At 71.9% G+C, this 12,268-nt stretch carries 7 protein-coding genes; 1 reads left to right on the top strand and 6 read right to left on the bottom strand.

From position 1 onward, the window contains the following. Window positions 1–49: 49 nt before the first annotated feature. The 5 genes from BG482_RS29815 to BG482_RS29795 form a co-directional block, all read right to left on the bottom strand. Entirely contained in the window at window positions 50–2,500 is a 2,451-nt protein-coding gene (locus tag BG482_RS29815) for an RICIN domain-containing protein (RefSeq protein WP_256096515.1), read from the bottom strand. 185 nt (window positions 2,501–2,685) lie between these two features. Further along, window positions 2,686–4,272 (bottom strand): arabinofuranosidase catalytic domain-containing protein, encoded by a 1,587-nt coding sequence (locus BG482_RS29810; RefSeq protein WP_256096514.1) that lies wholly within the window; start codon window positions 4,270–4,272, stop codon window positions 2,686–2,688. 834 nt (window positions 4,273–5,106) lie between these two features. Beyond that, the gene (locus BG482_RS29805) at window positions 5,107–6,792 is read right to left on the bottom strand and encodes a hypothetical protein (RefSeq protein ID WP_256096513.1); all 1,686 of its coding nucleotides are present in this window, start codon (window positions 6,790–6,792) and stop codon (window positions 5,107–5,109) included. 825 nt (window positions 6,793–7,617) lie between these two features. Then, a complete protein-coding gene (locus BG482_RS29800; protein WP_069772278.1) occupies window positions 7,618–8,079 on the bottom strand; it encodes a hypothetical protein in 462 nt (153 codons plus the stop codon). Next, the gene (locus BG482_RS29795) at window positions 8,079–9,374 is read right to left on the bottom strand and encodes a molybdopterin-dependent oxidoreductase (protein ID WP_079142310.1); all 1,296 of its coding nucleotides are present in this window, start codon (window positions 9,372–9,374) and stop codon (window positions 8,079–8,081) included. The genes BG482_RS29800 and BG482_RS29795 overlap by 1 nt, the downstream gene beginning before the upstream one ends. Window positions 9,375–9,487: 113 nt before the next feature. On the opposite strand from BG482_RS29795, the gene BG482_RS29790 reads away from it, so the two are divergent. After that, window positions 9,488–10,972 carry a hypothetical protein gene (locus tag BG482_RS29790; protein ID WP_256096512.1) on the top strand — a complete coding sequence of 495 codons (1,485 nt, stop codon included), beginning with the start codon at window positions 9,488–9,490 and terminating at the stop codon, window positions 10,970–10,972. Between the two features lie 151 nt (window positions 10,973–11,123). Here BG482_RS29790 and BG482_RS29785 read toward each other — a convergent pair whose 3' ends face one another. After that, complete coding sequence (locus tag BG482_RS29785; RefSeq protein ID WP_069772338.1) at window positions 11,124–12,044, bottom strand: amidohydrolase family protein; 921 nt, start codon at window positions 12,042–12,044, stop codon at window positions 11,124–11,126. Between the last annotated feature and the right edge of the window lie 224 nt (window positions 12,045–12,268).

Below are 12,268 nucleotides of genomic sequence, written 5' to 3'. Positions count from 1 at the left end.
TTCCTCACCGGTGGGGGACAGTGGGTGGACGGGACGACCGGTCGGCCGGTCAGCGGGGGGTGAAGTCCTGGTTGCCGCCGGCCGTGTTCTTGCAGGGCCATTGGTCGAGCTGCTGGCCGAGGTTGCTGCCGCCGCCGTAGACGTCCAGGCACAGGCCGCTGTTCTTGTTCCGGAAGGAGAACGAGCCGTCGGACTGCCGCACCGGCAGCCACAGGGCGGCGGCGGCTCCGTCCGGGGCCTGCTGCACGATGTCTGGCGTCCCGGCGGTCGTGGAGCCGCCCGACACCGCCACGACCTGCCCGGAGTGCTGCGCCCGCAGTTGCCCGTAACCACCCGAGGACGGCACGAACTCGAACTGCTGGTTGCTCTGCCCGTTGCAGGTCCACTGGTCGACCACGGCGCCCGCACCGGTGGAGCCGCCGGACACGTCCAGGCACAGGCTGTTGCTGCCGATCACCAGTTGATGACGGCCGGTGGGGAAGCCGTCACCGCCGGGCGCCGCCCGGACGCCCGCCTGCTGGATGACCTGTTGCGCGCCCTGCGGCCAGTTGACGCCGCTGACCAGGACGTTGCCGGTGAGGACGTTGTTGTGCGGAGGACCGGTGGCCACATAGGTGTTGCCGCCGTTGTACCAGTTGCCGGAGAAGGTGCTGTCGTCGGTGTGGTTGTTGCCGTTGGCGTTGGTCAGCGCCCAGTTGCCCGCGTCCTGCACCACGTTGCGGGACACCGTCAGGTACCGGGAGCCCTCGTCGAGGTACAGCGCGGTGGTGTGGTTGTTGCCGTACATGTAGTTGTCGGAGATCACCGAGCCGGGGCTCGCGGACAGGCTGTAGATGCTGCCGCCGTCGAACATCGCCTTCTTGGTGTCGAAGACCAGGTTGTGGGAGACGGTGTTGTTCTTCAGCGTCGTGGGGGTGCTGTAGACGGGCTGATAGGCGTACGTGCCCCTGTTGACGTAGTCCTGGCTGCCGCCCGGGTCGTTGACGCCCCAGCCCCAGCCGATGTCGATCCCGTCGTAGGGCAGGTGGTCGCACTGGTTGTGGGTGATCGTCGCGTTCGTGACGTAGGTGGACAGGATGCCCGCGGTCTCCTTGTAGTCGGTGCCCACCGCGCTGACCCGGTTGTCGCTGACGACGATGTTCTGGTTGGTCATCTGCGCGTTGCCCGGGTGGTGCGCGTCCGGCTGGATCCCGCCGACCTGGATGCCGCCGCCTGCGATGTCGGTGAAGGTGTTGCCGGTGACGGTGATGTCGCGCGCGCCGAGTCCGGTGCCGGAGGCCGTGGCGACGCCGTCGTTGCCCACGCCCAGTCCGGCCTGTCCGAGTTCGGAGAACGTGTCGCCGGAGAACGTGATGCCGGTGGCGGCGGAGACCTGTACGGCCGCGGGCATCTGAGCCCAGCGGTTGCGGGTGGCCTCGAACTGTGTGCACCCCGACTTGCAGGTGCTGAGCCAGTTGGCGGGCATCGCGTAGGCGCCGGTGATGTGCGCGCCGCTCTGCTGGTCCGCGTAGCCGTCGGGTCCGCTCGGGCCGAGCCAGGTGGTGCCCGTGAACCGGACGCCGGTGAACGCCAGGCCCGCTGCCGGGGAGCCGTAGCTGCCGCTGATGCCGAGCAGGCTCTGCAGCCGGGGCAGTTCGACGTCGAGGCTGTTCGGGTTCTGTCCCGGCTGGGCCCGGTAGTACAGGTCGCCGGTGGACGAGTCGAGGTACCACTGTCCGGCCTGCTTGAGGAACGCGTAGTTGTTCTCCAGGTACATGGTCCCGCCGGCGAAGGGCGCGTTGACGGTGTCGTAGCCCCAGGAGTTGTTGTTCCACGCGGGCTGCCGCATGGTGATGGTTCTGCCGCTGATCGACTGGACCGGCGCGTAGCGGTCGGTGAAGGAGTTGACGCTCTCGACTTCCATGTGGCTCTGGTCCGAAAGGCCGGCCAGGTAGTCGAGGGAGGAGTCGTTGAGGGTCAGGCCGGTCTGCGTGAAGGTGAAGGCGGAGCGCGGCACCTGGATCGCCGCGCGCATCGCTTCCTTGCCGTTCACGTACAACTGACGCGTGTTCGCGCCGGCGCCGACGTGGGCCGACCAGATATTGGCATTCTGATCATGAACCTGCCAACCTGATACCTGTTGGGCTCCACTGACGACCGGCTGCTGTCCGGACACGGCCTGGTAGGTGATGGTGTGGCCGTTCTGGCCGCCGTCATCGGAGCCGAAGGCCAGGGGCTCGGACAACCGGTAAGTGCCACCGGCCAGATGGACCACGACGTCCGCGTCGACGGAGAGCCGGTGCGCGGGCTGCCGCGCCTGGTCGATCGTCGCGAACGGCTGCCCGGCGGTGCCGTTCCCGCCGGGTGCCGCGCCCGGAGCCACGTACAGGTCGACGGCCGCCGCGTGGCGCGCCGCGGGCACGGCCGACGCGGCCCCGGCCGTCGCCATGCTCTGGGCCAGCAGGGCGAGCAGAGCCAAGGGGGCGGCCCAGAGGCCGCGGAGCACTGCGGATCTGGACATCCTCATCCTCCAGTGGTGGTGCGTGTCGGCCGGTCGGGGCGGGTGTGGCGGGTGTTCGGCGTCGAAGGGCCCGCGGCCGGGGTGAGCCGGCCACGGGCCGGCGCCGTTCGAGGTGCGTCGAACCGTTCCAGGTGGTGCGTGGAGCCGTTCGTCCGTGGAGCCGTTCGTGCGTGGAGCCGTTCAGGTCAGCTGAGATTCCATTGCTGGTTGGACCGACCGTTGCACGTCCAGAGTTCGGCCAGGGCGCCGTTGGCCGTGGAGGCGCCGGTGACGTCGAGGCAGAGCCCCGACTGGACGCCGGTGACCGTGCCGTCGGAGTTCAGCCGCCACTGCTGGTTGGCGCCGCCGCTGCATGGCCACGTCACCACCTTGGTTCCGGCGGAGGTCTGGTTGCCGTACGCGTCCAGGCACATCTGGCCGCTGCCGCCGTAGACGGTCAGCTGGTTGGAGGACGTGCGGGTCCAGGTCTGGTTGGCGGCGCCGCTGCAGTCCCAGATCTGCAGCTGGGTGCCGGCCGTGGTGGACGAGTTCGGCACGTCCAGGCACTTGCCCGCGCCCACCGCGTGCAGGGCGCCGGTGCTCGTGCCGCCGGAGGAGTTGCTGTATCCGGCCGCGGTGATGTTGGCCTGCACCGCGTTTTCGGTGGCGTCCGACGGGTAGCCGGAGGTCATCACCCCTTCGTAGAAGGTGCCTTGGGCGCCCTTGCTGTTGTCGCCGCCGATGCCCAGGATGATGGCGCCCTGCTTCCGCATCGGGTTGTAGCCCGACACGTTGGGACGCGGCCCGTCGTAGAAGGTGGACAGGCCGCCGGACTGGGCGTTGCCCCCGCGGATCGCCCAGTGGTTCGGACCGCCCTTGACGACGGCGGTCGTGTAGCGGTGGCTGATGCTCGGGTCGTTCGCGTTGTAGTGCTGGTTCACCCCGGAGAACAGGCCGTTCTCCAGGTCGGCCATGATCCAGGGGCCGTTGCCCGCGCCGTAGCCCCAGACCTTGATGTTGCCGAAGTAGATGGCCTCCATCGTGCCGTTGCCGTCGTCGTTGCTGTCCGTCTCGGCGTTGCCGTAGTCGAAGCAGCAGCCGCCGTTGTAGTGCGTGCCGTCGAAGATCGCGTACATGCCCTCGGGGTTGTCCCCGGTCGCGATGCCGTTGGTGTGGTTGTTGCGGTAACCGGTGCCGGGCGCCACGAAGACGCCGTAGGCCTTGTGACCGCCCACCGTGGTGGGCGCGGCGGTCGCGTTCGCGAGGTTGTCGGGGCCGCCCGCGGCCCCGCCTCCGGGCGCCTGGGTGAGGTGGTTTCCGCGGCCGGACTGGTCGTAGACGATCGTGATGAGGCAGGTCGTCCCCGAGCAGAACGAGTCCTGGGCGGCGGCGTCGGCGTACCCGCCCGCGCTCAGGACGCCGATGTTCCGGGTGGTGTTGTCCGAGGCACGCCGGACCTGGTACAGCGACCCGTTGTACGAGGCGTACAGCGCTCGTGTCGTGCTGTGCGCCGCCACGCAGGGCGTACCGCCCGCCGCGTAGAGGTCGCACGGCCCGGAGGTGTCGGCACGGGCCGTGGCCGCCGAGACCGTGGCGCCGGCCAGCGCGCCGACGACCAGCACGGCTGCGGCCCCCGCGCGGGCGAACGCCTTCGGCCGGGAGCCGGGCGGGCGCGCCGGCCGGACGTCGGGGGCGCGGCCCGGCGCGTCGTCGGGCCTGCCGCGGCGCCGTACGGCCGCGATCAGCCGGTGCACGCCTCCGTTCACGGACCACAGGCGGCGTCTTGTGCGCATGGTGCCCATCTGATCTCCCTCCCGTGCCGGCGCAACACGATCGGGTCGTGTTGGTGGCGCTGACAGACCGGAAGCGCTTGAAGGTGCCGAATTCACAGCGAGATTGCAGAGAGGTTTCGGGGGGAGACGGTGCTCCCGGCTTCACTGGGCTGTCAAGGGGGTGGCGGCTTCCGCTGTGAACGTTGTCGCGGAATCGGTTCGACGGCTGATTTCAGCGGTCCTGGGCCGGTTCGCCCCCTCGAACAATTCCGCGGCGGAGGCAGGCGAAAGGCGGTGGATCCTCCCGCCGTGCCGGGCGCGGTGGGCGCCCGCGGGTGTGACCGACGGCCGGGCCGGGATCGCCGGGTGAGCGCCCGTCATGCCGTTGAACTGGGGTGCAGCCGTCGAAGCCCAGGACGCACCACCGGTCCGGAAGGCGTCGGGCCGAGCGGCGGCGGCTCGGCCCGCGTGGCGGCGTCTCCCTCGCCGTGCGGCATGCCATTGACCCTTCGATCCGCCGGTCGTACCATCCCGTCGAAGCGCTTGCGTGGAATCGGTTCGCTCGGCGCTTTCCGGTACGACGTGAGCCGCGGAACGCGTGACGGTCCCCCGCAGACCGACGCCGTTCCCCGCGACTCACGGCACTTCTCGGTCGCCCGGGCACCGCGTCCGTCGCGTGCGGCAGCCGCGCCTTCGTCCGCCCCGCGCCCACCGGGGCGCGCAGTCCTGCCGCATGCGCCAGGGCCTACCGCATGCACCACCGGGCACCGAAGCGCGCGGCATCCTCGGCGACGAGACCCGCGGGAGAGGAAGTCCGCCTCCGCAGGACGCGCACCCTGCGGAGGCGGTCATTCCTCATCCGTCCAGCCAGCAACCGCGCTCGTCGACAGGCCCTCCGGCGTAGTCGGAGGTCAGCCGGTACACGCCCGCCCGGGGCACGGTCAGCAGGGTCCACGGGCCGTCCGCGCTGACGCACGCCCCCTTGACCCGCAACCACGGCGAGTACTCGATCCGCACGGTGGTCGTTCCGGCGCGAGGCATCCTCAGCGTCAGCTCCGCCTCTCCCGCGTGCTGCAGCTCGGCCGGGGCGGAGACCAGCGGCAGGGTGTCGCGGACCCGGTAGATCTTCCAGTAGCGGTCCTGCCAGACGGGCTCCAGCCAGTCCTGTCCCTCCTTGATCAGAGCGGTCTCGCGCTCCGCGGACCGGTCGGGTGTGCCGTCGTGCAGGACGACGTAGCCGACCGCCCAGTGGCGCAGCCAGGCGTGGTAGCGCGGTCCGTCGAGGTCGCCCTCGTAGAACAGGCGTCCCCGTTCCACGTCCAGCTGCTGGTTCCAGCCCCGCATCAGCTCGACGTGCGGGCCGAGGAGGGTGGCCCCGCGGTGGTCGCGATCCGTCGGCAGTTCGACCCGGCCGCGGTCCGCGCCCAGCCGGTCGAGCGCGGCCAGCACTCCGTCGGTGTGCGTGACCCAGCCCGGAACGGGATCCGGGGTGCGCAGATGCATCAGCGACGTCACACAGAGATAGGAGACGGAGAGAGCGGTCACCACGGCCATCGCCCGCATACGGGTGCGACGGACACCGTGCCGGATGCCTCGGGAGCGGCGGTGCAGCGCGGCCGCGAGCAGCACCGCGGGAGCGAAGAGCAGGGCGAGCCGCTCCACGTTGTTGCCGACGGGCGAGGGGACCAGCCAGGTCAGGACGACCCCGACGGCATACAGGACGGCGGCCGCCCGCACCACCCGCCACTCCCGCGGGGCCGCCCACACCACGGCGGCCGACAGCAGCACGGGCAGGATCATGCGGCCCGCGGCCATGGGCTGTTCGCCCTGGAAGGGGAACAGCAACGTGGTCAGGCCGACGACGGCGACCGGCGGGAGGACCAGGGCGAGGCATTTGCCGTACTGCCGGGCGACCAGATATCCGGCGCCCGCCACCAGCAGGAAGAGGCCGGCCACCGGGCTGCCCATGGTCGCGAACAGCGCCCCGGACGCGGCGGCGGCGAGCCGGGCGGGCCGGGGCGCGCGGTCGGCCACGGCGAGCAGGGCCGCCAGCGCGAAGGCCAGGCCCAGGGCGAACGTGGTGCGGCCGAGCACGACGTTGTACCAGAGGGCCAGCGCCCCGACCAGCGCGGGCCCCAGCGACACGCGGGCAACGGTGCGCTCCAGGAGCATCGCCAGCATCCAGGTGCCACTGACCCCGGACAGCACGGAGACGGCGCGGACACCGATCAGGGCCATCAAGTGCGGGGAGATCACGCTGTAGTTGACGGTGTGGGTGCCACCGAACCAGAAGAGCCCGTAGGGCGTGTCCGGGTGCCTGCCCACGAACCCCGCCCACGCGTACTGCGCGGCGAGGTCACCGCCGCCCGTCGCGAGAAAGGCGTCCCACCCCCAGTACAGCGGGAGGACGACGGCGAGGGCGAAGAGCGGGACGCGGTACCTCGCCGGTGCGAGAGACCGGCGCGGCCGACGCAGGGCCGGTGGCGAGGCCGGTGGTCGCCGTGCGGCGGGGGCCGGCAGGGTGGAGGACGGTACGGACATATCGACTTTCCCGGTGCGGTACGGACGCTGGACAAGTCCGCCGAGGAACACGTGGCCCTGAGGCCTCCTGTGACTCGCGGACCCGCACCGGCGTCACCGCCGGGCCTCTCCCGTCCGTCGCACCCGCTCGCCTTCCGGGCGCTTCAGGCCGGGTTCGTCACGCGGCCGGCCTCCGTCGGTTCGTCTCCCGCCCGCCCCGGCAGCGCGAGCGGTGAACCACGCTGCACGTAGTGCGCAACTCGCTGACAGCGCCAGCATCAGGAGGCCGACATCATGCACTGAACCGCTCCGGAATCGGTGGGGGATCCGGACTGGGGCCTCGTACCCAAGCGGACTTCGGACGCCGGCCGGAGCGCGTCTCCGACCATGATCCGGACCCATTCCCGGGCCGGCAACCCTCCACCGGCTTCAGCAGAGGCTATTTCCACCGGTCAGCCTCAGGCAAGGCGCGTACCCCGGCAGGCGAGAATCCGCTGGTGAGCCGCTCGCCGCGGAATCCGGGACGCGCGGCCCCGGCGAAGCCGCGCGGAGTCTTACGAAGTGGTGACGCGGGGGCCCGGCCCCCGCCACGGCGGATGACCGGCGTTACCGTGGGGCATGCGTGTGCTGGTCACCGACGGCGCCGGGATCATCGGGTCCGGGTGCCATGTCACGCGACGCATGCGGGAGTTCGCGTCGGCCGGAGTGCGCGGCGCGGAGGACCGCACGGGGACGGTGGTGCTGCCCGTGTTCATGAAGCTGCCGCGGGCGGCACCACCTCGAACCGCCCTTCCGTGCGAGCGGGCCAGACACGTCCGCAGCGCCGCCGGCCCGGCGCACCGCCCTTCAGCGGTCGGCCGGCGACCGGTCCACGGCCTCCCTGCGCGAGCGCAGCGCCAGCAGCAGCGCGGAACCGCCGAACAGCGCGACGGTGACCCACAGCCAGCGGGCGGCGAACCCGTCCGCGGACAGGCCGGTGAAGGACTCGTAGCGGGTCGCGACCCGGCCGCTGATCAGCGGGAACCACACCAGCAGAAGGAGTCCGGACAGGGTCGCGGGAACCCGGACGTACAGGGTCCGCTCCCGGCGGCCGACGGCGCCGAGTCCCCCGGTGACGGCCCGGTCCGCGGCCGCGTACAACGGCAGGAACACCAGGTCGTGCAGCACGGCCGCGCCGACGAACCACAGGGCCACCCCGAGCCGGTCCCCCGACAGCAGGCGCAGTCCGGCGTAGCCCGCGAGCGCGAAGGAGCAGGCCAGGAGCAGGATCTGCAACGGGCTTCCCAGCGGCGGGAGCACTCTGCGCATCACAGGTCTCCGAACGTCATCCGGGCCACCCATTTGGTGTTGAGCACACCGGGCACGGCGGGGGCGATGATCCGGGCCGGGTAGCCGTGATCGGGGGTCAGCGGCTCGCCGTTGACCTCCAGGGCCAGCAGCGAACGCGGATCGCGCACCTGATTCGAACGCAGCGCGGCCTCGCGGAAGGCGCCTCGCCGCTGGAGGGACTCCACCAGGACGCCGGGCTCGGCCCCCGCGTCGTACCCGACCAGCGCGGCAAGGTCCCGCAGCCGCACACCCCGCCACCACTGGTCGCCGGTGGACCACCCCTCCACACAGGCGATGGGCAGCGCCGAGCTGTGCAACGGCAGCCGCAGCAGTTCTGCGCGGCTCAGCCGGATGGTCCCGGTCGGTCCGGTGACGAGCACCCGCCACACCCCGTCGCTCGTCTCCCGCGCGCCGATCCCCCGGGACGCGGCCGTCTTGTTGATCTGGAAGCCGCCGGGACCGCTGCCCGGGTCGGCGCCGCCGTGCGGAGCGAAGAGGGCCGTGCGCCGCAGCGGCCCGTCGAAGCACTGCCCCGCGGTGGTCCCGAACAGCAGCAGGGAACCGCCGCCGACCAGCCACAGCGCCCCTCGCCGGGACACCGTGGGCGCGGCGGGCCGCGGCGGGACCAGCGGGAAGTCCGGCTCTCCTCCCGCCTCCTCCTCCAGCCCCGTCCCCGCCCGCACGCGGCGCGCGTTGCGTACGGCGGCCGGGGCCCGGAGCACCACATGCACCACGAACGCGGCGAAGAACACCCAGGCGCCGTAGAAGTGCAGCGCATAGAAGGACCCGGGGAAGACGTAGTCCAGCTGGACGTTGAGCACTCCCGTCACGAACTCGAACAGCGCCCCGCCGACGAGGAGCAGCAGGGAGATCCGCTCCAGGGCGTGCGCGAGCGACCGGACCGGCGGCAGTGCGAACAGCTTCGGCACCACCGACCACAGCTTGGCCAGCAGGACGGGGACGAGCGTGATCCCGAGTGTCACGTGGATGCCCTGGGTGAGCCGGTACAGCCAGGAGGGACGCGTCGGCCAGGCGAACAGGTAGAAGCCGAGGAGGCCTTTGTCCGGGGTCTTGTCGTTCACCGACGCGAGGTCCGGGTCGTAGGCGGCGTACGACAGCAGTCCTGTCACGAACAGCACGGTGATCCCGCCGAGCAGCACGAGACCGAGCACGGAGGTGAACCACGGTCCGCGTACGGGACTGCGCCAGAAACCGGGAGACGTGGGCGAAGGGGGCAAAGGACGCGAAGAGAGCGAGTCGGGCAACCGAGGCATGCGCCGACCGTAGGGCGCTGCACCCGCGCCGAGGGGTCTGCGACACATGACGAAACGCTGACGTCCGCGCACGGGGCGACCTCGACGCCGTCCGGTCGGCCTAGCCTTCCCCCGTGACCCGTGATCTTCTCCGAGACCTGTACGCGACCGCCGCCGCCGCGCTGCTCGTCGCGGCTGCCGTGCTGGTCGGCACCGCGATCGAGCGGGAGCACGGCACCCTGCACGTGAGCTGGCCGCCCCTGTACGCCCATGCGGAACCGCATGTCGGCCCCGGCACCCCGGCGGCCCTCCTCATCGCCGTCGGCGTCGTGGTGTACGGCCCACGGCTGGCCGCCCGGCTGCCGTGGCGCGCGCTGCCCGTCGCCGCCTGGGGCACGGCCATGGCGTGGACCTGGTCCCTGGCGCTGATCGACGGCTGGCAGCGCGGGATCGCGCTACGGCTCACGACCAAGTACGAGTACCTGCAGGTCATCGACCGCTTCCAGGACATCCCGGCGACGCTGCGGGACTTCACCCACCACATCCTGCTGCACTCTCCCGACAACTGGCCCGCGCATGTGGCGGGCCACCCGCCGGCGGCGACGGTCACGTTCGTCCTGCTCGACCGGGTCGGCCTCGGCGGCGGGGGCTGGGCCGGCGCCTGGTGCATCACCGTCGGTGCGTCGGCGTGTGCGGCGGTGCTGGTCGCCGTGCGGGCGCTCGCGAACGAGGAGCTCGCGCGACGGGCGGCGCCGTTCCTGGCGATGGCGCCGGCCGCGGTGTGGATGGGCACGTCCGCGGACGGGTACTTCGCCGCGGTCGCCGCCTGGACGATCGCCCTCTTCGCCCTCGCCGTCACCGGACACCGCCCGCGGCTCACCGGCTTCGCCGCCGGGCTCCTCTTCGGTCTCACCTGCTACCTCTCCTACGGGCTCACCCTCTTCGCCGTGATCGCCGGCGCCGCCCTCCTGCTCGGCGGCCCGCGACGGATGCGGCCGCTGCCCTACGCCCTGGCCGGAGTCACCGTCGTCCCGCTCGTGTTCACCCTCGCGGGCTTCGACTGGTGGGAGGCCTACGGTCTGCTGGTCGAGCGCTACTACCAGGGCGCCGGCGGCATCCGGCCCTACGGCTATTGGGTGTGGGCCAACCTCGCCTGCACGGTCCTGATCGTGGGCCCGGCGACGGTGGCGGGCCTGCGGCGCGCTGTCGCCCTGCTCCTCGAGAACACGGGACGGCGCCGGACGCGTCCCTCCCCGGGCACTCCCCCGCCCGCCGACGTCCCGTCGCCCGACGATGATCCCCTGCTCGTCCGGACACCCGCCGGCCCCGGCGCGGCCGTACGGGTCGTGCCCGCCCTGCTCTCGCGGGTCCGGTCACTGGCGGGCGCGCCCGGCGCCTCCCCCGGCCTGCGTCTCGCCCTCCTCGCCGGCGCCGCACTCGCCGCTCTGCTCCTCGCCGACCTGTCCGGGATGAGCAAGGCGGAGACCGAGCGCATCTGGCTGCCGTTCGCCATGTGGCTCCTCGGCTCATGCGCGTTCCTGAGCCGCCCCCGCGGCTGGCTCGCCGCGCAGGCCACGGTCGCCCTCCTCGTCAACCACCTGCTGCTGACCGGCTGGTGACCGCCCGCCCGTCCCGGTCGGCGCAGGGGCTCGAAGGGGAGCGAGGACCCCTGCCGCACGACGGCGCGCAGGATGCGTTCGCGTCGGTCGGCGGCAGAGGTGTTCCACACTCGTCGTGGGGCCCGGTTCCCTGTGGGCCGGTGCCGGAGGGTCACAGTCCGAAGAGCCGGGCCCCGTTGTCGTGGCACACCGCCCGCAGCCACTCCTGTCCGAGGTCCAGCCGCTCAAGGGCCTGGAGTTGCCGCACGTACGGATAAGGGATGTTGGGGAAGTCGGAGCCCAGCAGGATGCGGTCGCCGAGCGCGGTCAGCCTGGGCAGGGCCGCGGTGGGGAACGGGGAGAGCCTCTCCGCGAAGTCGGTGAAGGTCATGGTCGTGTCCAGGCGCACCTCCGCGTAGCGCTCGGCGAGCTCGAGGAACTCCTCGTACTCGGGCATGCCCATGTGCGCGACGATCAGCCGCAGTCGGGGGTGCCGCGCCAGCACCCGTGCGATCGGCTCCGGGCCGGTGTGCTTGCCGGGTGCGGGGCCGGAGCCGCAGTGGATCACGACGGGGACGCCCGCCTCCGCCAGCAACCCCCATGCCTGGTCGAGAAGTTCGTCTGCCGGGTCGTACGCGCCCACCTGCACGTGTGCCTTGAAGACGCGGGCGCCCGCCTCGACGGCCTCCCCGACGTAGGTCTCGACGTCCGGTTCGGGGTAGAGGGTGGCGGTGTGCAGACAGTCGGGGGTGCGGCCGGCGAAGTCGGCCGCCCAGCCGTTGAGCCAGCGGGCCATTCCGGGCTTGTGCGGGTACAGCATCGAGGTGAAGGCCCGCACGCCGAACTCCCTCAGCAGTCCGGCCCGTTCGGCCTCCTCATGGCGGTAGGCGATCGGCCAGGAGAGGCCGCCGGTCAGCGGTCCCAGCGCGTCGAAGTACTCCCAGACCTTGCGCAGGACGCGTTCGGGCATGAAGTGCGTGTGGACGTCGACCAGTCCGGGAAGGCCGAGCCGGCTCCAGAACCGGCGGACCTCGACCGCCTCCTCACCGGCAGAGGGGTCGGAGTCGGCGGAGGGCGTGCGGTGATCGTTCATGGTGTCCACGATCGGCCCGGCCGAGGTGGCGGGTCCACTCCCCCGTACGAGGGACCGGTGAGGAATGCGTCACCGGGCGTCGGGGGCCGTGTGCCGCGCCGGCAGCCGTTCGAGCCGCGTGCCGGTGCGGACGGTGCGGGTCGCCCTGCGGCGCAGGCCCATGAAGGCCGGGAGACGCCTGCGTGGTGTGCGCCGAACGTCCGGCGGCAGCGAGGTGGGTCGAG

Origin of the sequence: Streptomyces sp. LUP30 (assembly GCF_001746365.1) — a bacterium.
GTDB lineage: Bacteria > Actinomycetota > Actinomycetes > Streptomycetales > Streptomycetaceae > Streptomyces.
The sequence above is the reverse complement of the archived record's forward strand: the minus strand, read 5'-3'. Positions and strand labels throughout refer to the sequence as shown.